Source organism: Vibrio campbellii CAIM 519 = NBRC 15631 = ATCC 25920, assembly GCF_002163755.1.
Taxonomy (GTDB): domain Bacteria; phylum Pseudomonadota; class Gammaproteobacteria; order Enterobacterales; family Vibrionaceae; genus Vibrio; species Vibrio campbellii.
On the sequence record NZ_CP015863.1, the window covers coordinates 1,410,740 to 1,435,295 of the forward strand.

19 protein-coding genes are annotated in these 24,556 nt (G+C 45.3%); 9 read left to right on the plus strand and 10 right to left on the minus strand.

Annotation, left to right across the window (positions count from 1 at the left end; genetic code table 11):
- Positions 1–72 precede the first annotated feature (72 nt).
- The 7 genes from A8140_RS06740 to fabV all read left to right on the plus strand — a co-directional run bounded on the left by A8140_RS06740 (position 73) and on the right by fabV (position 10,623).
- Positions 73–744 carry an ABC transporter ATP-binding protein gene (locus A8140_RS06740; protein WP_005529212.1) on the plus strand — a complete coding sequence of 224 codons (672 nt, stop codon included), beginning with the start codon at positions 73–75 and terminating at the stop codon, positions 742–744.
- Positions 725–3,178, plus strand: a complete 2,454-nt coding sequence (locus A8140_RS06745; RefSeq protein WP_005529210.1) for an ABC transporter permease — start codon at positions 725–727, stop codon at positions 3,176–3,178. Before A8140_RS06740 ends, A8140_RS06745 begins: the two co-directional genes overlap by 20 nt.
- 8 nt (positions 3,179–3,186) lie before the next feature.
- The gene (locus A8140_RS06750) at positions 3,187–4,302 is read left to right on the plus strand and encodes a lipocalin-like domain-containing protein (protein ID WP_086015921.1); all 1,116 of its coding nucleotides are present in this window, start codon (positions 3,187–3,189) and stop codon (positions 4,300–4,302) included.
- A gap of 331 nt (positions 4,303–4,633) precedes the next feature.
- Positions 4,634–5,809, plus strand: a complete 1,176-nt coding sequence (gene nhaA, locus A8140_RS06755; RefSeq protein WP_005529205.1) for a Na+/H+ antiporter NhaA — start codon at positions 4,634–4,636, stop codon at positions 5,807–5,809.
- A gap of 450 nt (positions 5,810–6,259) precedes the next feature.
- Positions 6,260–6,886 carry a TetR family transcriptional repressor PsrA gene (gene psrA, locus A8140_RS06760; RefSeq protein ID WP_005529203.1) on the plus strand — a complete coding sequence of 209 codons (627 nt, stop codon included), beginning with the start codon at positions 6,260–6,262 and terminating at the stop codon, positions 6,884–6,886.
- A 69-nt stretch (positions 6,887–6,955) separates the two neighbouring features.
- Positions 6,956–9,241, plus strand: a complete 2,286-nt coding sequence (locus A8140_RS06765; protein WP_005529201.1) for an acyl-CoA dehydrogenase — start codon at positions 6,956–6,958, stop codon at positions 9,239–9,241.
- Between the two features lie 179 nt (positions 9,242–9,420).
- Positions 9,421–10,623: an enoyl-ACP reductase FabV gene (fabV, locus tag A8140_RS06770; protein WP_005529200.1), complete on the plus strand. Its 1,203-nt coding sequence runs from the start codon at positions 9,421–9,423 to the stop codon at positions 10,621–10,623.
- Between the two features lie 116 nt (positions 10,624–10,739).
- On the opposite strand, the gene A8140_RS06775 is transcribed toward fabV, so the two are convergent.
- Together A8140_RS06775 and A8140_RS06780 are read right to left on the minus strand one after the other, a co-directional pair.
- Positions 10,740–12,422: an aspartate:alanine antiporter gene (locus A8140_RS06775; protein ID WP_005428548.1), complete on the minus strand. Its 1,683-nt coding sequence runs from the start codon at positions 12,420–12,422 to the stop codon at positions 10,740–10,742.
- A gap of 182 nt (positions 12,423–12,604) precedes the next feature.
- Positions 12,605–12,871, minus strand: coding sequence for a GrxA family glutaredoxin (locus A8140_RS06780; protein ID WP_005428550.1), 267 nt, complete (start codon positions 12,869–12,871; stop codon positions 12,605–12,607).
- Positions 12,872–13,229: 358 nt separating this feature from the next.
- On the opposite strand from A8140_RS06780, the gene A8140_RS06785 reads away from it, so the two are divergent.
- Positions 13,230–14,474, plus strand: coding sequence for an iron-containing alcohol dehydrogenase (locus A8140_RS06785; protein WP_005529198.1), 1,245 nt, complete (start codon positions 13,230–13,232; stop codon positions 14,472–14,474).
- A 78-nt stretch (positions 14,475–14,552) separates the two neighbouring features.
- On the opposite strand, the gene A8140_RS06790 is transcribed toward A8140_RS06785, so the two are convergent.
- The 5 genes from A8140_RS06790 to A8140_RS06810 all read right to left on the minus strand — a co-directional run bounded on the left by A8140_RS06790 (position 14,553) and on the right by A8140_RS06810 (position 20,139).
- Positions 14,553–15,407 (minus strand): MurR/RpiR family transcriptional regulator, encoded by an 855-nt coding sequence (locus A8140_RS06790; protein ID WP_005444542.1) that lies wholly within the window; start codon positions 15,405–15,407, stop codon positions 14,553–14,555.
- Between the two features lie 311 nt (positions 15,408–15,718).
- A complete protein-coding gene (gene panP, locus A8140_RS06795) occupies positions 15,719–17,365 on the minus strand; it encodes a pyridoxal-dependent aspartate 1-decarboxylase PanP (RefSeq protein ID WP_005529195.1) in 1,647 nt (548 codons plus the stop codon).
- Between the two features lie 121 nt (positions 17,366–17,486).
- On the minus strand, positions 17,487–17,999 hold the full coding sequence (locus A8140_RS06800) for a hypothetical protein (RefSeq protein WP_005529193.1): 513 nt from the start codon (positions 17,997–17,999) through the stop codon (positions 17,487–17,489).
- Between the two features lie 209 nt (positions 18,000–18,208).
- Positions 18,209–19,114, minus strand: coding sequence for a LysO family transporter (locus A8140_RS06805; RefSeq protein ID WP_005529191.1), 906 nt, complete (start codon positions 19,112–19,114; stop codon positions 18,209–18,211).
- 104 nt (positions 19,115–19,218) lie between these two features.
- Positions 19,219–20,139 carry an HDOD domain-containing protein gene (locus A8140_RS06810; protein WP_005529189.1) on the minus strand — a complete coding sequence of 307 codons (921 nt, stop codon included), beginning with the start codon at positions 20,137–20,139 and terminating at the stop codon, positions 19,219–19,221.
- 370 nt (positions 20,140–20,509) lie between these two features.
- On the opposite strand from A8140_RS06810, the gene A8140_RS06820 reads away from it, so the two are divergent.
- Entirely contained in the window at positions 20,510–21,097 is a 588-nt protein-coding gene (locus A8140_RS06820) for a TfoX/Sxy family DNA transformation protein (RefSeq protein WP_005529187.1), read from the plus strand.
- A 214-nt stretch (positions 21,098–21,311) separates the two neighbouring features.
- Here the strand turns inward: A8140_RS06820 and A8140_RS06825 are convergent, their stop codons facing one another.
- The 3 genes from A8140_RS06825 to A8140_RS06835 form a co-directional block, all read right to left on the minus strand.
- Complete coding sequence (locus A8140_RS06825) at positions 21,312–21,860, minus strand: hypothetical protein (protein ID WP_005529185.1); 549 nt, start codon at positions 21,858–21,860, stop codon at positions 21,312–21,314.
- 207 nt (positions 21,861–22,067) lie between these two features.
- A complete protein-coding gene (locus A8140_RS06830; RefSeq protein ID WP_005529183.1) occupies positions 22,068–22,565 on the minus strand; it encodes a response regulator in 498 nt (165 codons plus the stop codon).
- Positions 22,562–24,502 (minus strand): ATP-binding protein, encoded by a 1,941-nt coding sequence (locus A8140_RS06835; protein WP_005529181.1) that lies wholly within the window; start codon positions 24,500–24,502, stop codon positions 22,562–22,564. The genes A8140_RS06830 and A8140_RS06835 overlap by 4 nt, the downstream gene beginning before the upstream one ends.
- Between the last annotated feature and the right edge of the window lie 54 nt (positions 24,503–24,556).

Here is a 24,556-nt window from a genome sequence, read left to right on the forward strand (position 1 = left end):
ATACTTCCTACCAACAGCATTTTAGTGTAGATTCTGATTCCAATTTTACACACCATTTGAGCGGCAAAATCAATGTTAAAACTGTCAGACCTATGTAAAGGCTATGTAGACGGGGGAGAATTTTATCCTGTACTGCAAGGGGCGGAATTAACATTACAACAAGGTGAACAAGTTGCATTAATGGGGGAGAGTGGATCAGGTAAAAGTACCTTACTTAACTTGATCGCAGGTCTAGATACTGCTGATTCAGGCGAGATACAGTACCCAAGTTTCGCCATGCACAGCGCTCCAGAGCACCTTAGAACACTTTACCGCCGCAACAACATTGGTAATATCTTCCAGCAGTTCAACCTGCTTCCTACCTTGAATATCGCTGACAACATCCGTTTCTGCCGCCAATTAAAAGGCTTGCCAGAAGACAAAGGCTTGTGGCGTCAAATTCTTTCTGCTCTCGACCTTATGCCGCTTTTAGGTCGTTACCCTGAAGAAGTGTCCGGTGGTCAGCAACAACGTGCTGCGATTGCTCGTGCGTTGTATATGGAACCGAAAATTCTGCTTGCCGATGAACCAACAGGTAGCTTGGATGAGCGCAATGCCGAAGCGGTAATGCGCTTACTTACGAGCCTAGCCCGCCAGTTAGAGTGTACTTTGTTGCTGGTTACTCACAGTGAAAAGGTGGCAGAACACATGGAAGGTCGAATCCGTCTTCAAGGAGGACAGCTGCATGTTATGGCCCGTAGTTAAGGCACTACTCGGTCACTACCGCCGCTATCCACTTCAAATTATTCTTGTTTGGCTTGGTTTAACCCTTGGAGTGTCACTCCTTGTTGGTGTTACTTCTATTAACCAACACGCGAAACAGAGCTACGAAACCGGTGAGAAACTTTTTTCAAACCCTTTGCCTTACCGTATTCGTACTAAGCATTCTGCTAATAAAATCCCCCAAGGCTTTTATATCCAATTGCGTCGTGCTGGTTTCAACCAATGTGCGCCGTTTGATATTCTCCACCTTGATACGGAAGCCGACCTGAGCTTGATGTTGGTCGGTGTCGATCCCGTCGCCTTATTGCCTCTACAGCAGGGTAAATCGCTCAAAGACCTACCGATGCTGTCTTTAATGAAGCCTCCTTATCCTATCCTTGCAAGCCAAGACTTGGCTGCGCACATGCAATGGAGCGATGGCGACTTTATTCAACTCAATGATGGCAGTCGACTTGGGCCACTAAAAGTCGACTCAGATAACCTGCTCTCCGGCACTCGCCTTGTAACCGATATTTCTCTGCTTCGTATGCTTAAGCGCAGCTCTGGTTTGTCTGCCATCGCCTGTGGCGAAATGCCAGAAGAGAAAATACTGGCTCTCAAGAACATGCTACCTAACGGTATGACGCTGGTGCGTAACAGCCGTACTGAACTAGAGTCTTTAACGAAAGCATTTCACATGAACTTGACGGCGATGGGCATGCTGTCGTTCTTAGTGGGTTTGTTCATCTTCTACCAAGCAATGTCACTGTCGTTTATTCAGCGCCAGCGCTTGGTCGGCATACTTCGCCAAACCGGTGTCAATGGTATGCAGCTCGCCCAAGCTTTGATGCTTGAACTGACCATTCTTGTGTTGGTTGCATGGGCATGTGGTAACTTCTTTGGCCTTATCTTAGCGAATGAGCTGATCCCTGCTGTTTCGTCGAGCTTGAGCGATCTTTACGACGCCAATGTTGGCCTAACAATTGGCTGGTCATGGGAATCGAGCTTATATAGCTTAGTGATGTCAGCAATGGGGGCACTCATTTCGTGTCTTTGGCCGCTGATTCGTCTGCTGAAATCGCAACCGATTCGCCTTTCTTCCCGCTTATCTCTGATGCGTTTTGCTGGACGTGAGTTCTCTTGGCAAGCATTTGCGGCTTGTGCTTTCTGTGTCGCCGCCGTAGCCGTGTACCAAGCACCTAAAACACAAGAGTCGGGTTTTGCTATTATTGCCCTGATGCTAATCAGTGTGGCCTTGTTTATGCCATTTTTGATGTGGCACATGTTCCAAAGTTTTTCTTACTCACTACGCTGGGTGCGTGTGCGCTGGTTCTTCGCTGATGCGGCTGCGAGCATGAGTTACCGTGGCGTTGCGACGATGGCGTTTATGCTCGCCTTGGCAGCAAATATTGGTGTGGAAACCATGGTTGGTAGCTTCCGTGATACGACGGATAAATGGTTAAGCCAACGCCTAGCCGCCGACCTCTATATTTACCCGACGAACAACTCAGCAGCACGCATGAGCGCTTGGTTGAAAGAACAACCTGAAGTAGACGCTGTCTGGTGGCGTTGGGAAAAAGACGTCCCAACGGAACGTGGTGCATTGCAAGTAGTGAGTACTGGTTCCTCAGAAGGAGAGCTGGACTCTCTTACTGTGAAGCTTGGTGTGCCGAACTATTGGTATCACTTGCATCATTCGAAGAGCTTAATGGTGAGCGAATCCATGGCTTTGAAGCTCGATATTCGCCCGGGTGACTATATTGATCTCCAGCCTCCATTAGGTGGAGGGTGGCAAGTCGTTGGTGTGTATTACGACTACGGTAACCCGTACAACCAAGTTATGATGTCGCATCGTAATTGGCTGTACGCGTTTGCAGGCTCAGGTAATGTAGGGCTTGGCGTTTTGGTGAAGGACAACGTTAACGGAGAGGGCTTGAAGCGTCGTCTAGGAAACGTTTTCCGTTTGCCTCAGGACCGAGTGTTCGACAACAACAATATCTATAACCAAGCCATGCGCGTGTTTGATCATACTTTTGCTATTGCGGGAACGCTAGGTAACATCACTTTGATTATCGCCGTATTTGGATTGTTCTTCGCAACGCTAGCGGGCGAGTTTTCTCGTCAACGACATTTCTCATTGCTACGTTGTATGGGCGTTTCCGGTAAAGAATTGGTGATGTTAGGAGGCCTTCAGTTGTTTGCCTTCGGTATGATCTCCGCCATTATTGCTGTACCACTGGGTTTAGCACTGGCACATCTGATCGTTGATATCATTATTGAGCAATCATTCGGTTGGTCGCTGGAGCTGCAAACCATTCCTTGGGAGTACGCTCAAACTATCGCTTGGGCAATGCTGGCCATTATGATCGCTGGTGCGCTACCAGTGATTAGAATGATTAAGAGCACGCCAATGAAGTCATTGAGGGATGCGCTGTAGTGAAAAACATGAAACCCAAAAAGCGATTATCTCTTTCGGTATTGTTGTGTATCGTTGCAATCACGATGACTGGCGTAGCATTGTATTTGACACTTTGGGCGGAAGCGACCGCAACTGAGCAAGGTGAGATCAGCGATGTACTCAAACGTGAAAGTAAGACGGTTTTCGAACCAGTCCTACCTGATGAGCATGTATCGCTACCCGATGATTTCCGTTTTCACCCAGATTACCAGCATGAGTGGTGGAACTACTTTGCTAAGGTTCAGGACAAGCACGGCAAAGTGTACAACATTCAATGGAGCTATTTCCGCGTAGCGACAGACGAACGTGATACTCGAGGTTGGCAGAACCCACACTTATTTATTGCCCACATTGTGATTAGTAATGGCTCTCACGTATGGAAAGAGCAGCGCGTCGCCCGTGGTGGTATTGGCCAAGCTGGGATGACCAATCGTCCGTTCCGTTTGTGGATTGATAACTGGAATTGGCGTGCTCTTGGTTCAACACCATTCCCAGGCAATCTGGATGTCGCCACTGACGCTTTTGCCCTCGATTTGAATACAACAACCAGCGGTCCATTTGTGGTGAACGGTGATAAAGGGTTTCAGGTTAAGCATGCCCTTCAATCGATAGCCTCTTTCAGCTTCAGCGCGCCTTTCTTGAATGTGAAAGGGACGCTTACCCTTAATGGTCGTGAGATCCCTGTTTCTGGCTCAGCCTGGACGCAGAAAGAGTGGGGAAGTGGCCTGATTGGCGAAGGCCAGCAAGGCTGGGATTGGTTTGTGTTTAACCTTGATGATGGGCGAGCGCTTACAGTAAGTCGTTATCGTCACAATGGTCAGGTTCCTCACCTCTTCGGTACGTTGTCAACGCGCTCTGGAAAAGTCATCAATCTAACTGATAGAGACATCACGATGACGCCACTGCACGTCACCAATCTTTCTAATGGAAGAAGATTACCTCTCCAATGGATTATTAACGTTCCCGAGCAGAACATAAATTTGACGACGAGAATCATAAAATCGGACATGTGGTTGCCGTTTGTGATTCCTTATTGGGAAGGCCCGATACTCGCATCCGGTTCTAATGAAGCTTGGGGATTTATGCAGCTCACCGGTTATTAAACAGAACAGAAAAGGCCACCCAGTTGGGTGGTTTTTTTGGTAATGAAACCCGCAATTTTCGGTGTAAAACCGCACGTTAATCACGAAAATTCATCAGATATTATACTAACTTAATAGTAGTCTATGTGAATAGATTGAGCTTATAAGGAGATAGGCAGGTCTTGTAAAAAAATATGTTCTTGTTGAAAAATACGATTTTTCGTATACGAAATATCGGAAAAATCGAAGTTTAAACTCTAAACAAGCGATTATTCTTACATTTTCTTCAGCTATAAACTCTCATCATTCTTTGTTACTCGTTTATTAAGATAATAAATATAAGGGCGAAACCATGAACGATGTCATTCGTGACTTTTTTAAAATGGAATCCGCAGGCGGTATCCTTCTTGTAATTGCAGCTGCAATTGCTATGACCATTGCAAACTCACCGCTTGGCGAAAGTTATCAAGCGATGCTGCATACTTATGTATTTGGTATGTCAGTATCTCACTGGATTAATGACGGCTTGATGGCCGTGTTCTTCCTATTAATTGGCCTTGAAGTAAAGCGTGAGCTACTTGAAGGTGCACTAAAATCTAAAGAAACCGCGATCTTCCCTGCTATTGCAGCTGTAGGTGGTATGTTAGCACCAGCACTGGTTTATGTGGCTTTCAACGCCGGTGACCCAGAGGCTATCTCTGGCTGGGCTATTCCAGCTGCAACAGACATTGCCTTTGCGCTTGGTATCATGGCGCTTCTTGGTAAGCGTGTGCCAATCAGCTTGAAAGTATTCCTTCTAGCATTGGCTATTATTGATGACCTTGGTGTCGTGGTTATCATCGCGTTGTTCTACACAGGCGATCTATCAACGATGGCATTACTTGTTGGCTTTGTCATGACCGGTGTGTTGTTCATGCTGAACGCCAAAGAGGTCACTAAGCTGACGCCATATATGATCGTAGGTGCGATACTATGGCTTGCTGTACTTAAATCAGGAGTTCACGCAACACTTGCTGGCGTAGTAATTGGTTTTGCTATTCCACTTAAAGGCAAGAAAGGCGAGCATTCTCCACTGAAACACATGGAGCACGCACTTCATTCATACGTAGCGTTCGGTATTCTTCCTTTGTTTGCTTTTACAAACGCGGGTATCTCGCTAGAGGGTGTATCGATGTCAGGTCTGACTTCAATGCTACCGCTAGGTATCGCTCTGGGCCTATTGGTTGGTAAACCGCTGGGTATCTTCACATTCAGCTGGGCTGCTGTGAAACTGGGTATCGCAAAACTGCCTCAGGGCGTTAACTTTATCCATATCTTTGCAGTGTCGGTTCTTTGTGGTATCGGTTTCACGATGTCAATTTTCATCTCATCGCTAGCGTTTGCTAACGTAAGCCCTGAGTTTGATACCTACGCTCGATTGGGCATCTTGATGGGCTCAACGACCGCAGCGATTATTGGCTATGCACTACTGCACTTCTCATTGCCTAAGAAAGCGGTAGAAGAAGCCGCAAGCGAGAAAAAAGCGTAAGCTAAGAGAGAATAATTTACCGAAAGCCTCCCGACTGGGAGGCTTTTTTGTATCTGTAGATTGGTGAAGTTTGCACAACACAAAGCTCATCCAAAGGGGAGCTCAAATGACAGGCGAAAAAAAGCCCAGACTAAAAAATGTCTGGGCGGATACAAACATAGGAGTTAATAAGAAAAAGCAGCGATGTAGCAACTAGATAGAAACAAGTTTGACGGCCTGAAAAACTTTGAATGCCCTAGTTGTTACAGTAATTCAGACCGGGCTAATTCCAAACAGTTCCATTTTTTTTAGAAGTTTTTTCACAAAATAATATTCGCTTTAAATTCATTCCCTTAAAGCGCTACTTTTCTTTCTGGTCAGACCAATGCGTGAAAGTGTGATGTTAATCATTTGTTAATCTCAGGTTTCGGGAGTATATTTTCAAACAGTTGTTTAATACGAGTGATTGAAATGGCCCCGAGAAGTACAACAAAAGAAAAAATACTCGATGTAGCAGAAGGACTATTTGCAGAATACGGCTTCAATGACACATCACTACGAACCATTACTGGTAAGGCAAACGTAAACCTGGCTTCGGTCAACTACCACTTTGGCGACAAGAAAACGCTTGTAAGGGCAGTGCTAGACCGTTACCTAGAAGCGCTAATGCCGAGTATTAAGACGTCGTTAATCGAGCTAAACACACATGATAGCTACAACATGGATGAAGTGTTTGAATCGTTGCGTCTACCGCTACGATCGCTAAATGAGGTAAGACCGAACGGTACGGCACTTTTTATGTTACTGATTGGTAGAGGTTACACCGACGTACAAGGCCATTTACGCTGGTTTATCAGTACAAGATATGAAGAAGTGATGAACTTGTTCATGTTCTCCATCATGAAAGCGAACCCAGAATTAACTGAAGAACAATTGTTCTGGCGATTACACTTCACATTAGGCACTTGCGTTTTCACTATGGCATCAAGCCAAGCGTTAACAGAAATTGCAGAAAGTAAGTTTGAAAAAGAGGTTGATGTTAAGTCTGTCGTCGACCTTTTGATTCCATATTTGTCGGCTGGTATGTCGGCAAAGTAAAGCATATTAAATCAATAATAAAGATAAGTTAAAGCCGCTAGCGGTGACGCGAACAAAAGGATCTGAACTATGAGCTCTCTACGAAGAAAATGGATTAGTGACCCAGCATTTAAAATGTTTAAGAAAGTACTGCCTCCATTGTCGAGTACTGAAAAAGAAGCAATGGAAGCGGGCAGTGTATGGTGGGACGCTGAACTATTCTCAGGCAAGCCAAACTTTACAACGCTACATCATTATCCGAAGCCTGCTCTGACGTCTGAAGAGCAAGCCTTCATGGACAATGAGCTAGAAACGTTACTAGAAATGTTGGATGACCAAAAGATCGTGAAAGACGATCGAGATCTTCCACCAGAAGTATGGGAGTTTTTACGCAAGGAGCGTTTCTTCTCGCTGATCATTTCAAAAGAATACGGTGGGCGAGAGTTTTCAGCGCTGGCTAACTCAACCATCGTTTCTCGCATTGCAACGCGCAGTATCAGTGCTGCGGTTTCAGTGATGGTTCCAAACTCTCTTGGTCCGGGTGAGCTGCTTTCTCACTATGGTACTCAAGATCAAAAAGATTATTGGCTGCCGCGTCTTGCAGACGGTACGGATATTCCATGTTTTGCCCTTACTGGTCCTGAAGCGGGCTCGGACGCTGGTGGTATCCCAGACCAAGGTGTTGTGTGTTATGGCATGCATGAAGGTGAAGAAGTTCTAGGTATCCGTGTTAGCTGGAACAAGCGTTACATCACTCTGGCACCTGTAGCAACGGTTCTTGGTCTAGCGTTTAAGCTTCAAGATCCTGATGGTCTACTTGGTGACAAGAAAGACGTGGGTATCACTTGTGCTCTAATTCCTGCTGATCACGAAGGTGTCGAAATTGGTGAGCGTCACGACCCACTGGGTTCTGCATTCATGAACGGCCCAACACGCGGTAACGATGTGTTTATTCCAATGGATTGGTTGATCGGTGGCTCCGAATACGCAGGTAAAGGCTGGCGTATGTTGGTGGAATGTCTATCGGCTGGACGAGGCATTTCCCTTCCTGCACTAGGCACAGCGATTGGCCACCTAACAACACGCACAACTGGCGCTTATGCTTATGTTCGTAAGCAGTTTGGTATGTCGATTGGTAAGTTTGAAGGTGTTGCAGAGGCGATGGGGCGCATTGGTGGTTTAACTTACCTACTAGAAGCGACTCGAACGCTAACCACCACTTCTCTAGATATGAAGGAGAAGCCAGGCATTGTAACTGCGATTGCGAAATACCACATGACGGAAATCGCTCGTACCATCCTAAATGACTCTTTCGATATCCATGCTGGTCGTGCTATTCAAGACGGTCCAATGAACTACCTAGCAAAACACTATCTAGGTATTCCGGTCGCGATTACGGTTGAAGGTGCAAACATCTTAACTCGTAACTTAATGATCTTTGGTCAGGGTGCTACACGTTGTCACCCATACGTTCTGAAAGAGATGGAAGCCGCTGCGAACCCAGATCCGAAAGAAGGCGCAAAAGAGTTTGATGATCTGCTGTTCAAACATATCAAACACGCAATGGGTAACACCTTTGGCGCATTGGGTGCAGCGTTGACTGGTTCTCGCCTCGTGAAAGCACACATGAGCGGGCCGACGCAGCAATACTATAAGGATATTACTCGCCTCAGCCGCGCGCTGGCAGTGAGTGCAGACTTTGCAATGTTGACTCTAGGTGGTGACCTGAAGCGCAAAGAAATGATTTCTGCACGCCTTGGTGATGGCTTAAGCTACTTGTACATGGCTTCTGCTGCACTCAAGAAGTATGAAGATGAAGGTCGTCAGCAGGGTGATTTGAACTTTGTTCATTATGCAGTACAACACTGCTTATACAATGCTTCGAAGTCATTGAATGAGGCTTACTCGAACTTCCCTGTGAAATACGTAGGTGGCGTTCTAAAAGGCTTGTTGTTCCCATTGGGTAACCATTTCAATGCGCCAAGCGACGAGCTATGTGTGAGCCTAGCAGAAGCGATGATGACACCAGGCGCTCAACGTGACCGACTGACTCATCTATGCTACATCGGCAAAGAGGAAGACGACAGCGTTGGCCTAATGGAACGTGCATTCTTGGCGATGTACGATGTGAAGCCTCTCGAGCGTAAGCTGATGAAAGCTGCAAAAGATGGCAAAGTAGCGCGTAAAGGTCTATTGCATGACCGCCTACAGCAAGCGTTTGAAGCCGAGGTACTGACAGAGCAAGAAATCGACCAAATCATGGCGGCAGATAAGTTGCGCTACAAAGCGATTCAAGTCGACCACTTTAGTCACGATTTCTCAGAAGTTCGCACCAACGTGACGACGAAGAAATCGCACCTGAACTCAGCAGCATGAAGCGTTTGAGTATAAAATGAGAGAAGCACCTCAATTGAGGTGCTTTTTTGTGTTTGAGCCTTTAGGTTTTTCTGTTGAGTGCTCCAACCACTTGCATTTTCGCAGCATTTTTACAGAAATTAGGTGCGAAGTAGGGCTGAACCTTTTATCCTAGCAACGTTTTTTAAAGGAAGTTGAATATGATCATCAAACCTAGAATTCGTGGATTTATCTGTACTACTACGCACCCAGTGGGTTGTGAAGCTAACGTAAAAGAACAAATTGCTTACACTAAAGCACAAGGCCCAATTAAAAACGCACCAAAACGCGTTCTTGTTGTGGGTGCATCAAGTGGCTACGGCCTATCTTCTCGTATCGCTGCGGCATTTGGTGGCGGCGCTTCAACTATCGGTGTTTTCTTCGAAAAAGAAGGCACAGAGAAGAAGCCAGGTACAGCAGGTTTTTACAACGCGGCTGCTTTCGAGAAGCTAGCTCGTGAAGAAGGTCTGTACGCGAAAAGCCTAAACGGCGACGCTTTCTCAAATGAAGCAAAACAGAAAACAATCGATCTGATTAAAGAAGACCTTGGTCAGGTAGATATGGTGGTTTACTCACTGGCTTCTCCAGTACGTAAAATGCCAGAGACGGGTGAACTAATCCGTTCAGCACTTAAGCCTATCGGTGAGACTTACACGTCAACGGCTGTTGATACCAACAAAGACGTCATCATCGAAGCAAGCGTAGAGCCTGCAACTGAGCAAGAAATCCAAGACACAGTAACCGTAATGGGCGGTGAAGACTGGGAACTATGGATTAACGCACTATCAGACGCTGGCGTGCTAGCAGATGGTTGCAAAACAGTTGCATACAGCTACATCGGCACTGAACTAACTTGGCCTATCTACTGGGATGGCGCTCTAGGTAAAGCGAAAATGGACCTTGATCGTGCATCAGCAGCACTGAACGAGAAACTATCTGCAACTGGCGGTAGCGCAAACGTAGCGGTACTTAAGTCTGTTGTGACTCAAGCAAGTTCTGCAATTCCTGTTATGCCTCTATACATCGCAATGGTATTCAAGAAAATGCGTGAAGAAGGCGTACATGAAGGTTGTATGGAGCAGATCTTCCGTATGTTCAGCCAACGTCTTTACAAAGAAGACGGCAGCGCTGCAGAAGTAGATGAAGTGAACCGTCTACGTCTGGATGATTGGGAACTGCGCGAAGATATCCAACAACACTGTCGTGACCTATGGCCACAGATCACGTCTGAAAACCTAAAAGAGCTAACTGACTACGTTGAGTACAAAGAAGAGTTCTTGAAGCTATTCGGCTTCGGTGTTGACGGTGTCGATTACGAAGCAGACGTTAACCCAGCAGTAGAAACAGATTTCACTCAAATCTAATCGTTTCTAACGGAATTAAAAAAGGCGCTCAATAGAGCGCCTTTTTTGTGTCTTAATGCCTTGTGTTGAATCATGAGCGCTACCTAAAACCAACCAACAAAGCTCATTCAAAGGGTTTAGCTTAGAATAATCAGGATAGTACCTGCTAGCGTCATCAAGATATTAGCAATCGCGTACGTACCAGCATAACCCAGAGCAGGAATTGTCGACTTCGCGTATTCGTTCACTACGTCCATTGCTGGTGCACATGTACGTGCACCGATGATGGCACCAAAGAGTAGCGCACGGTTCATCTTAAGTACGTAAGCGCCAACTAGGTAAGCAAGCACGACAGGCACAACGCTGACGATAAACGCCAAACCGATGATCTGCGGACCGACTTGTGAAAGGTGCTCAAAAATCTTACCACCAGCGCTCAAACCAATTCCGACCATAAAGAACATCAGTCCTAAGTCTTTGACCATGTTCAGTGCCCCCTGTGGAACATAACCAAAAGTGGGGTGGTTTGCTCGTAGGAAGCCCAGTGTGATGCCAGAAAGTAATAGGCCGACTGCGTTACCTAAGCTGAATGACACTTGACCAAACGTCATGGTCACCAAGCCAAACATAATGCCCAGAATAAAGAAGCTACAAAATGCGAGTAAGTCTGCCATCTGGCTGTGGATCGAGATGAAACCGATTTTCTCAGCAAGGCCATGAACACGACTCTTTTCACCACTCACTTGAAGTACATCACCTTTAGCGAGAACAATGTCTAAATCCATCGGCATTTCAATTTGAGCACGTACTACGCGGTTCAAGAAACAGCCGAATTCCGATAGGTTCAAATCAGATAAACGCTTACCAGCAATTGCATCGCTTTTAACCACGATCTCTTCTTCGACAATTCGAAGGTCAAGTAGGTTACGGTCGAATACTTCTTTGCCGTTACGGAAACTTGGGTCAAGACGTGCGTGGCTGTCTGGGAAACCGACTAGTGCGATTTCGTCACCTTCTTGCAGGATTGCGTCACCATCCGGGTGGGCAAGAATCCCGTTACGACGAATACGTTCAATGTAACAACCTGTCTGGCGGTAAATGCCCAGCTCACGAAGGTTCTTCCCATCTGTCCAGTCAATCAGCTCAGGGCCAACACGGTACGCACGGATAATCGGCAGGTACACCTTACGTTGGCTAGAGTTACCAAGTCCACGCTCTTGTGCGATCTGCTGCGCTGAATCCGATAGGTTTTGCTTTTGCAGTTTTGGCAGCAGTTTGGCGAACATGATCATACTTATCAAACCTACCAGATAAGCCATCGCGTAACCGACGGATAGATTTTCTAATACCAAAGAAAAATCCATGTTACGCGGAATGGTTGCAAGACCAGAGTTTAAAGCATCTTGTGCACCTACCAGAACAGGCGTAGCGGTAAGAGCGCCCGCCATCATGCCGGCAGATAAACCAAAATCAAGGCCCATGTAGTGGCTGCAAAAGTAGGTAAGACCTACCGCAGAGACTAATACGGTCATACTTAGAATAAAGTAATGCTTACCGTCTCGGAAAAAAATGCCGAAGAAGTTAGGCCCAGCTTCAATACCTACACAGTAGATAAACAGCATAAAGCCGATGGTTAAGGCCTCTGCATTAAAAGAAAAGCCAAGATGGCCCATTACGAGAGAAGTAATGAGAACGCCAATAGAATTGCCTAACTGCAACTTTCCAAAGCGAATTTTGCCAAAGGCAAGGCCAATTGCTAATACGACGAAGATTAGAAGAATGGGGTTTTGTTCGAGAAGGTGTACGACGTCTATGTTCACTGCGTGGCTCGGGTAAGGTGTGTGCCAAATAAAATAGTTAAGAATTTCGAATTGTAACTAAATATGGAAAAAAGATAAGTGAAATTTTTTAGGTTTTACTATTACTTGACGTAGGGGAGTTCTAATTTGGAAAGATAATAAAAAAGCCGCTAATAGCGGCTTTAAAAAATCAGTAATTTGAATTACTCGTCGAACAGGCCTAGGTGCTCTTTTGCGTAAGCTTCAAAGTCATCACAACCACCGATGTGCGTTTGGTCGATGAAGATTTGAGGAACAGTTTCTACTGGCTTACCAACTGTTTTCTCTAGGTCAGCTTTAGAAATGCCTTCAGCGTGGATATCTACGTAACGGTAGTTGAAGTCATCACGTTTTGCTTTTAGCGTTTCTGCGTGCTCTTTTGCACGAACACAGAATGGACAAGCTGGGCGACCAAAGATAACTACGAACATAATCTTATTTCTCCTAAAATCTCTTCTTGTAGAAAGCGACACTAGACTTCATGTCGGTACACGCCTTCATTTGTTGGGATAACTATGCCCGATCCAGTTACGGAAATAAAGTAGCAATTACCTCTTGTCTCGATAGGTGAAATCTATCGTATAAAAACTGAACGCGCACTAAGCTTATAGCCAAGAAAAGTCACTTTTAAGGGCAATTCTTAATCGTTTAAATGGCGTGTTAAGTATGTGAAGTGACGCATAAAAACATACTTAATGTAGGGTTAATGGCGGCAAGGTGCACTCGGTCAACTTTTTTTTGCTGAAAGCATAGCACTCTAGTGTGAGTTGTTGTTTGGGGAGGAAGTGTATGTTTCAGTTTATGACTGCGACACGGATTATCTTCGGCGAGGGGGCGCTCCAATCTTCGCTGTCTGTAATCAATCAATTTGGCTACAGCGTTTTACTGGTCACGGGTAAAGATACGCAACGAGCCACACCTATCATTAATTATCTAAAAGCGCAGAACATGCGTTATCAGCATGTCGCCATTAATGGCGAACCTAATATCACCATGGTGGAAGAAACTGCCGTGCTTGGGCGCAAGTTTCAGCCGGACATGGTCATTGCAATTGGTGGGGGCAGTGTCATTGATATGGGCAAAGCACTTGCCGCTATCATCCCCAACCAAGGTGATGTCTATGATTACGTCGAAGTGGTTGGGCGAAACGTACCTTTAAAAACCAAACCGATTCATTTGATTGCAATTCCTACGACAGCAAGTACTGGATCTGAAGTGACCAGAAATGCGGTGCTTAAGTCGGGGCAAGATCAAGTGAAGGTCAGTTTAAGAAGCCCGGAAATGCTTGCTGATTTAGCGATAGTCGATCCAACGTTAACCTATGGCACTGATCAATATACCTCTGGTCGCGGCGCGATGGATGCGTTCACTCACCTTATGGAAGCTTACGTATGTGGTGATCCTAATCCGCTCACTGACATGGTGTGCGAGGAAGGGTTGCGTCGTTTAAGCCGTTCGGTCATTGCAGGGTGTAAGCAAGACAGTCACAAAGCCAGAGCAGACCTTTCTTTTGCAGCACTTTTGGGTGGAATGGCCATCACCAACGCTAAGCTAGGCGCTGCGCACGGTTTAGCTTCTGCATTGGGTGGCAAGCTTGATGCTCCTCACAGTGTCATTACCGCGCGTTTGGCTCCTCATGTTATGCAAGAAAACATCAATGCTGCAAAAAGGGCAGGGCGCAGCGACGTAATAAGCCGTTACAAGCGATTGGCGCAACTCGTCACGGAAAGAACCAATGCCAACGAGCATAACGGCGTACTTTGGGTGAGAATGGTGCTGGATAAGCTTGAGTTACCTCAGCTTGGAAAATTTGGTGTGTGTCAGACGTCGTTTGAGCAAGTCGCTGACGATGCACTTAAGTCAGTTGCTATCAAAGGCAACCCATTACCGCTCACGCAAGATCGTTTGGTGTATATTCTTCGCCAAGTATGTGATGGCAGTGAAGTTTGCATGTGCGAGAGTGAAGGTAGCCAACATGTAAGCTCAGTAGAGGTGTTGGAGTCACGTTCCGATCTCTCAGATGTGAATCAATAGAAATACGATTGACCAGATACGAAAAGGGAAGCTATTTAGCTCCCCTTTCTGCTTTTTATTACTGACTAAGTCGATTCGTTAGTACTGACTTAGCTTGTCGTAGCGGCTGTCTTTCAGCGCGTCTTTTACTCGCTTCAAGTTCTCGCGGAAGCCAGTGCCACGGCGCAGAGTAAAGCCAGTGGCTAGCACATCGATCACCGTCATTTGTACTACGCGACTTGCCATAGGCATGTAAACGTCAGTGTCTTCTGGTACGTCTAGAGTAATAGCCAGTGAGCTTGCTTTCTCTAGCGGTGAATCTTTTGCTGTGATAGCAATAACGGTTGCACCGTTTTCACGTGCAAGGTTCGCAATCTCAACTTGGCTCTTAGTGCGACCCGTATGAGAAATCAGGACGATCACATCGTTGTCACTGCAGTTAATGCAGCTCATGCGTTGCATTACGATGTCTTCAAAACAAGTAATTGGAATGTTGAAGCGAATAAACTTGTTTTGAGCGTCACGCGCAACAGAAGAAGAGGCGCCTAGACCGAAGAATGAGATGCGCTTCGCTTGGGTCAACAGATCAACCGCACGGTTAACTTGCATCGCATCAAGGCTGTTTTTCGCAACATCCAAACAAGCCATTGTCGATTCAAAAATCTTGTGCGTGTAGGCATCAGGCCCATCGTCTTCTTCCACGTTACGGTTAACGTAAGGTGTACCATTGGCAAGGCTTTGCGCAAGGTGAAGTTTAAAGTCCGGGAAACCTTTGGTATCCAGGCGACGACAGAAACGGTTTACAGTAGGCTCACTCACATCAGCCATTTTCGCTAACGTTGCAATGCTTGAATGAATTGCAGTTTGTGGAGACGCCATAATTACTTCCGCAACTTTGCGCTCTGACTTACTGAAATTCTCCAGATTTTTTTGAATTTTTTCTAATGTATTCATAGTGTTCACGAGGGTATAGAGAACAACTCGCTGGCTCTGCTAACGGGTGGAAACCCAAGGGCTTCTCGGTCTAGAGGGGCGTTAACGAAAACTACCAGCGCCATAAAATCAGTATAAACCCGATCCTCAATCTGGCTAAACCAAATACGGTTACTATTTCGTGAGAATTTGACAAGCCTCAAACAAAATGTTGTAAAAACTACAGAATTGGATGTGGGATAGTTGGTTTGTTGCTCTAGTGGCACAATAATGATGTTTGAGTTACACCAAAACGAAAGAAATTTTCAATTTGATGTAACTCACATTGACGCTTAGGAATTGAGAATGTCTTCGACTGTTTCTTCAATCTTCGCCATTAAACTTGGAGCTTGCAAAGCAATTTCGCGTTGCTCATCCAGAACAGTACTTAGAATATCGTTCGTAGTCAATGGGTTGGCTAATACAACACGGAAAACGATGGTGTTCATACGCTGCCATTGGTCTGGGTTCAGTCGAGTACGAGAAACGAATGATTTGCCCGTTTCACGTTGACGCTTTTGGATAAATTGAGTCAGCTGGTTTAACAACTCGTTCAATTTCTCTTTCTGCGTACCTTTTGCTTTTTCTAGCGCTGCTCGCATATGAGTTGGCAAGAAGCGATAGGTCAGTAGGCAAAGCTCAGGCTCAGACACCAACTCAAAGTCTTCCTGCTGGTTGATAAGATCAGCAAAGTAACGAGCCTTGGCAATACTCTGATCGATCAGCAGTTCATAACCAGGGCGGCTGATGATGTGCATCGCTGCGTAAACCAGCATCGCCATACCTGAACGTGAGCCTTCCAGAGTATGGCTGCCTAAGTCTTTTGAACCTTTACGCAAGATATACTGCGCGTGATGCTCGATAGACTTCATCGCGTCTGGATCTTTAAACAGAACCATGCCCGCGCCCATTGGGATGTAGAGCTGTTTGTGGGCGTCAATGGTGACCGAGTCTGCAAGCTCAACACCGTCAAGCAGGTGACGATGGTGATTCGACATCAGAGTAGCTCCACCCCATGCTGCATCCACGTGAAAATGGCAATTGTGTTCCGCACAAACTTCGGCGATTTGAGCCAGAGGATCAACGCTACCCGTCTCGGTTGTACCTGCAACACCAACGACAGCGATAGGCTTGATGTTTTGTGCTTCAAGCTCAGCGATTTTCACTTTAAGGTCATCAACGATGATGCGGTTATTTGCATCTGTTTTGACAGCAACCAAGCCTTCTTGACCAAGACCAAGTACGTCAGCGGCTTTCTTTAATGAATAGTGGCCACGCTCTGAAACAAGAATTGCCAGTCCTTCATAGCCATAGTGCTTCATGGCTTTGAATAGACCTTCTTTTTCCACGCCTTTAAACGCACCGTTCGCTTTTAACGCCTTGTTGCGTGCAACCCAAAGCGCAGTAATGTTGGCGATGGTACCGCCAGAACAAAATGCACCGAGAGAGTGCTTCGCACTGTGCATCCACTTAGCGTAGAACTTATCGTCCTGTCCGTAGATAAGACGGTGCAGCATACCAAGCACTTGGCGTTCAAGTGGTGTGAATGCTTTCGAAGTTTCAATCTTTACCAAGTTTTGGTTTAAAGCAATCATGATCTTCGACAACGGCATTAAGAAATACGGTAGGGCAGAAGTCATGTGACCAATAAAGCTTGGTGCAGAAGTGTGAACCGAGTGAGATACCAAAGTATCAAGCAGGTGCTCGGTGTGGTCTGAAACGAACTCAGGTTGCTCAGGAATCTGAGCAGAAGAAAAGTCTTTCTCTATTTCGTGTAAAGGCTTTTCTTCTGCCACGATGTGTTCACGAAGAAATTGATTCAAGTTCTGGGAGAGACTTTCGTCGATTTTGGTCAACGTCGAATCTGGACCTTCAGGAATCGTGAAGATCTTTAACAAGCTCACAAAGCTAACGTCAGCGGTTTTTTGTTCCTTAACCATAGCAAAGAATCTTTGTAGTTATTTTGGTAATGCGAGCGCCACAATCTAAACCAAAACGGGCGCAAAGTCCCGTTTTAATTATTGAAACCCACGTTGCTGAAATGAAATTCTTAGGCGAGGTTTATTCACACTTCTGCTTTTCAATCTTAGCAATTGATTGATTGTACTTATTAAGTGCAGAATCGATCTGTTTTGGATGGCTTAATAAGTCAGCAAAAGCAGAACGTAGGTCATAGTTCTTTGGGTGGTTTGCTGATTGGCGGTCGCTGAACGTCTTTTGTGCCGCTTGGCCTAGTTCATCGCTGCGTGTCGCCAGTTGTTTTACATCGTGCTGTTCTAGCTTCAGCCATGCTTCTACAGGTTGCTCTGTTGCAACACGGCTAGGATCGTTCTTCAAGAAGTAATGTACCGCTTCACGGTTAAGCCCGAAGTGGTGCTTACGACCTTCTAAGAACCACTGACTTACTTCTTTCAAATCAGGGTATTGCGTAACGGTTAGGTCAACGAGATCTTGGTACCACTGCAGAGAAGCATCGATGTAACCGTCGTATTTGTTTGCAAGACATTGCTGATCAGCAGCAAAAGTGAAAGTTGAGCTTGTAGCGAGGAGCGCCGCAACGACAAAGCGTTTCATTGTTATTCCTTTCGGTTGTATTCCCTTTGTAACCCTAATAGGCACTATGCCTTGCCTGTCACTGATTACCGATCCAAGAGTTAAAAATCAAAGGGCTCGATAACAAAGCGGTAAACCAGAAAATTCTCTTTGAATTGAGCATTTTGAGGTTACGTGGGTATTTGAATTTTTGCCGTATTGTAATGGATGTTAAGGACTATTCCTGAGATCTAGCTAGCAAGAGACACAAAGAAAAGCATCATTACAGGCACTAATAAGCTTAGGATAAAACCGCTAACAATCGCGACAGGCACACATCGAACACCACCAGTGGTTTGAATCACCGGTAGGGTAAAGTCCATTGCTGTAGCACCCGCGAAGCCAATAGCAGTCGAAGGATAAGTGCGAATAAATAGTGGAATCGCGACCAATGCAACCAGCTCTCGTATTAACTCAATCAAGAAGGAGGCTCCGCCAAAGATTGGGCCAAATGCATCGCCCATCAAAATACCCGCCAGAGAGTACCAGCCAAAGCCCGATGACATTGCTAACGCTTGATAGAGTGGTAGGTCGAGAATCATTCCGGCAATGACGCCACCGATCATGCACGTCAATATGATCACTGAAGCGATTGCCATGCCTTGTTTATTCAAAAGAATCTGGCGCAGCGTTAGGCCACTGTTGCGCAGTTGAATGCCAATAAAGAACAGCAATAGAAATAAAATCCACTCGCTTGCGGTATCAACCCAAGAAAGCCCAATGGGAAGAATTAGGCCAGCAATCAAACCACCGCCAACAACGACCACTAATTTGACCGATTCTAATGCCATAGAAGAGAGAGGAAGTTTCTTCTGATTTTGGTCCGTCTGCAAAGGCAGCAGTTTATCAACCAATGGCAAAGCCATGAGGTTACATACACCCAAGCAAACAAAAAAAGTGCCCGCGTAGAGGAGGATGGTTTGCAGGTTGCTACCAAGGTTATCAAGCGCAGCCAAGCTCAATCCCATCAAAGAGAGGATGACGTAAATAAGGTAAGAGGTCGATTTATTGATCTTCTCCAGTACTGACGAGCGAGAAACTGGAATTAAATAGCCCACCACTAATGGAGCGAAGATAAATAGTATCCCCGAGAACATAAAACTCAATGATTCCTTTCTGAGATAAGCAAAATTCAGCCACGCCAAAATGAATCAGAATACTACCTTAATGGAGTCGTGGCTGGATTTTGATGTATTAGAGATTAAAGGCCGCTTGCGCTAAGCACTTCTTTAATTTCACTTTGGAAGTCAGTATCACTCATATTGCTGAGATCGTACAAGACCTCGGCGCCAGTTAAATTGAACTCTACTTCGTGATCTTCGATACGGTCATCTTGATTACGGAACATCAAGAGGTGATTAGCAATGCGAGCAATATCGAGGTAGCTGACCTCTGGACGTGAAGCTTCGTATTTCTCATTAGATGAAACTTCGCGGAAATCATTATCAAAGCCCCATCTCTCAAGCACTAATTTACTTGTTGCAGAACAGCGGGTCTGGAATACCTGCAATGCGATATCTGGATCGAGGTAATTACCGCGATCAAGATACAAATGGTATTCGTTTATCAAGCAGAACAAGCCTATGTCCGCCAATAAACCAACCAACAATGCCTTCTCTTGTTCTAGATGACCATAAGTCGCAGGTTCATGCTTACGAAACTCCTGAACCACCAACACCATGGTTGCGCCAAGCTCACGAGAAACTGCGGCACTTTTCACTAAGATACTATTACATTCTTTGGTTAAGTTTACTGAATGCTTTAATTGTTCAATCGCTTGTGCAGTGACAATGTCTCTTACGCGAAGAATACCGAGTCGAGAAACCGCCGTTATTAAATCATTGCAAGTGATATTGCGACGATTAAAGATAACGGAGTTCGCGACACGCACGACAACAGCAGCTAGGCCAGGATCTTCTAAAAGCGCATTGGCAACGTCTGCGATGGTGGTGTGTTCTTCAGTGCAAAGCTGCTGAATCCTGAGTACGACATCAGGGATCGGAGGAAGAGAAATTTTGCCAGTAGAAATAGATTGTTCTACCAGCTGAGCGAACTCAGATTCAAGTGCTTTTATAAGCTTATCTTTATTATTCGGTAGCCAGAAAAATGATAGATGTTCCATTACGACGCTGTGCTTGAGAGCTTTCGTACAGTGTACCCTCACAGTATGTTAGTTATCAATTAAATACCTGCCTCGCTTTTGCAATTGCTGGATTAATCACCATAATGCTTGATTTTTGGCAGTGATTTCGTCAAAAAAACATCGGTCCAGGAGTTGTAAGTGTGAAACTAATCACGTATGTTGAATTTGCACTTTGGCATCTGTGACATAGATCCTAACTTATTTTTCAACGTTAAGTATGATTAAGACAGTTGGTGAGCGCAATTCACAAAAAATACGCCAACATATCGACAATTTATAATTCGCTACAAGCTGCTGTTTATCTGGTGACATCGCTAATCGGGGTAACTTATTCCAATTAAAGAGGTCAATGGACATGACAGACCAAGCTTTTTTTAAATATGTAAGCAATTTTAGTGAGTACCAAAAACGTTCAATGTTCGGCGGTATTGGTTTATTCAGCAACGACGCAATGTTTGCTCTGGTAAGTAACGACTGCTGTTACTTGCGCGGTGGCAATGGCCTCGATGAAGAGTTTACTCAACTAAACTGTGAAAAATATAAGCACGTCAAAAAACAAACGACGGCAACGGTAAATTATTACGATGTAACAGAATTGTTTGATTCCGGTTTTGCTGGGTTGGATGAGCTGTTACAAAAATCAATTAATTTTTCTATCAAGGAACGCAAATACCAAAAGTCTTCAGCCAGTAGACGTTTGCGTGATCTACCGAATATGCAGCTAACGCTAGAGCGTATGGTAAAGAAAGCGGGTATTGATGACGTAGACACGTTTTTGGAGCTTGGCCCAGTAGAAGTCTTCAACAAAGTAAAAGTGGCATACGGCAGTGATGTAGATGTTAAGCTGCTTTGGAAGTTTGCTGGTGCGATTGATGGTATCCATTGGAAACTGATCCAAGAACCACGCAAGAAGCAGCTACTGGCTATGTGTGAATAAATCTATTTAGTTTCACGATGATTGACTCGTTTAGGATGAAGTTAGCGAGTCATAAAAGGTGAGTGTTGAAAGCGACAAAAAGGAAGTTGATGTTTTTGACCACTTCATTTGAGTTAGTCATTGCAACAAATTAGTTTTTACCCATAAAAAACCGAGGCATATGCCTCGGTTTTTTTATTTTTTTGCTTCTGTTAGAGCGTAATCAAATGATTGATTAGAACTTGAAGCGAGTCGTGAACATTACTTGGTCACCGTAGAAGTCGTTGATACGTGCTTCTGCACCTAGAGAGAATAGCTCTGTAGAGTGGAATCGAGCGTAAACCGAACCGATCCAATCGTCATCGTTGTCGATAGATACGTAACCTGCTTTACCACCCACTTCTAGCTGAGGACCAAGCCACTGGCGTACACCAAGGTTAAGTTCCATACCCACGTCTGTGCTGCTTGAGTTTGATGGCTGCACAACACGCATTAGCATTTCACCAGTTAGGTCTGCCCAGTTGTTAAGTGGAGAGTGGAAACCAAAACCTGTAGCTGAGTCGAAATCGCCATCGAATTCAGAATCGATGCGCGCAACTACGTGTGCATTTGGGTGGATTGATTTGCTAAAACCAGCACCGAATGTCACAGGGCTTGCACCAATGCGAGCTTCCATGTAGTCGTAGTTAAAGTTGCTCATTGTTGCTGGAGCGTTGTAGTCGTTCGCAGCTAGAGCTTGGCTAGATGCCAGCAAAAGGGCAGTGGCTAATAGTGTTTTACGCATAACTAACGATAAACCTTGTCTTATAGTTCCATGGATCCAAGTAACCACTTGAACCGTAATCTGATTTGTTCGACATCATAATAAAAACCAAGGTCGACGACCAACAAAAAAGTGTCGATGTTTTGTCAAATGAGTCAATTGTGCCATGTTCACAGCAAAAAACGCGCCATGTAGGAGGTATCTTGGTGCCTTTTTCTCGCAAAAAGATTATTCGCCGAAGCTTGCTCGTCTGTCAGCCATTGCATTGAGGATGGCTTCTGCATCCAGAATTGAGGTCCACGACAACAGATTGTCATCATTTTCTATCATAAAAGCAGTCAGTTGAGACGTGGTGGCTTCTCGCAGTTCTTCACCTTTCCATGGCTTGGCGATGTAGTAATCGAGACTTCCATGATTTACAGCTTCAACGGTGTCTTCTAGGCCTGCTTGCCCGGTGAGCAAGAGTTTACGTGCCGATTTTGTGTCACCATTTTGACTGAGCTCGATTAAGAAGCTTATACCAGTCTGCTCTGGCATGATGTGGTCACAAAGAATGAGGGCGAGCTGAATGCCATCTTCCGCCATTTCTTCAATCACTTGTTTGGCTTCCGTGACGGACTCCGCGCCTTCGACCACAAAGTTATCTTCAAATGGAATCAAATCCTGAAGGACACTATCCAAGACTTCTCTTTCATCATCCACGCACAAAATCAGATATTTAGTCATGCTTCATCTCCTTCTTGAGTGATAGGTAACCAGACGGTCATGCAAGTGTACTGGTTGAGTTCAGACTCCACCTCTATCCAGCCTTTATGGCTAGCCATAATTTGTTGGCAGATAGAAAGTCCGATTCCTAAGCCGAAATTGCCTTCTTTCTTGGTTGTAAAGTTGAGTTCAAAAATGGCTTTTTGTTGTGATTTTGGGATGCCGCATCCGTTGTCTTTGAATGAGATGACAGCGTACGTTTGATTATTTTTCTCGACCGATCGCGATCGAATAGTCAGCTCGCCTTTATCGGGGAAGGCATCAATCGCGTTGGAAATCAGGTTGGTCCATACTTGCTGCAGCGCAATGGGTTGGCAGAGCGTATGAGGCAGCGGAGCGAAGTCAGTAGTGACCTTGTGCATTTTGAGCTTGTTTTCAAAGATCACTAACGTATCTTCAATGCCTTCATGCAGATCAGCAAAGTGCAAACTTTCATTATCGAAACGTGCATATCCCTTCAAGCTCTTCACCATGTCGGCAATGCGGGCAGCACAAACATTTATCGAGCGAAGTGATGAGCCGACTTGATGATATTGCTCTAATGTTCCTAATGTCTGTAATGAATCCGCTTTTTGACGAGTAAGAGCTGTTATCAACGCTTTATCGGATTCGAGCCCAAGGTTCACGACTTTTTTGGCTAGGTTCCTGTCTGGCAGGGAGTTGCTAAGCTGTTTAACGCGCTCTCTTAACTCCGCGGTTGAGGCTGGCTTAACCCTTTGGGCTCTAGTCAACAAATCAACGCCCTTTTCTTGAATGTCGTGGCTAGGGAGTTCTGTGAGCAGATTCTCCAGTGTCTGCGTCAGATTTTCCACCACGCGGAGAATGGCTGCGATAGGGTTGTTTAACTCATGGGCAACGCCGGCGACAAGTTGCCCAAGCATCGCCATTTTCTCTCTCTCAATAAGTTGCTGGTGGGCAGATTCTAGAGACTCCAGAGTTTTTTGTAGTTGTAACTTGGTGTTGATGCTGCGTTGCAATCGTCGGTTGAAATGACGGAGGAGCAGGTTAGTAAAGAGCGGTAATAAGTTTGAATCGCTCTGCATTACTTTGCGGAATTCGTTTCTATCTAGCTTAATGACTTCTGTTTGAGTCAGGGTCAGTGCCGTAGAAAATGAGTTTTCTCCGGTGACAAAGGACATGCCGCCAATGATATTACCTTTAGAGTGACGAACCACCTCACGCTGCATTCCTAGCTCGTCGCGTTTGTACAGCGCAACTTCACCACTGGTTATAAACCACAAGAAACTGTTGGGTTCGCCTTCTACCGTCAGTAAGTGTTCTGGGGAGTAGGTTCGACATGCTTCATTATCGTCATCTTGTTCAAAGAAATGTTGTAGTGCGCTGATCACTTGTTCCGCCAGCTCTTCGTCAGAAAGGGAGTGGTAGTCGTTCAAGAAGCCAGCTTGACAGTTGCTCATTTGATTTTCGATGTGAGCACGAAGCAACTTGTGTTGGTCGAGAATTTGGCTGTAGCTAAGTAAGTCCTCTCTATCGTGACGAAGAATAAATTGGGTGAGTTCTTTTTGTGCAGTATTGAGCAGCACCTTGTCTGGCAGTGGTTTCGTTAAGCAATGATCTAGGCGTCCTTCATTGACGGCGGTTAAGATTGCCTCAATATCAGAAGAACAACTGATAAGGATCTTTCGAGCTTGCTCGGTATGGGGTTTACGATCTAAACCGATAAGAAAATCGACGCCGTTGAAATGCGCGTGATGGCTAGCAATAACGAGCGCCACTTTTTGCTCTCTCTCTTCGAGATATTCCAAGGCACTCTGGGCTTCTTCTATCGATTCTACCGACAGAATATCAAACTTGCTCGAGAAAGCTGACAACTCCAAGCGAAACTGCTCGGCACTAATGGGATTGTTGTCAAGGCACAATACGGCGTAGCGGTTCACAGTGGTTTGAGCTCCGGTTAAAACTTGGCACTAACAACATATCAATTAAATACA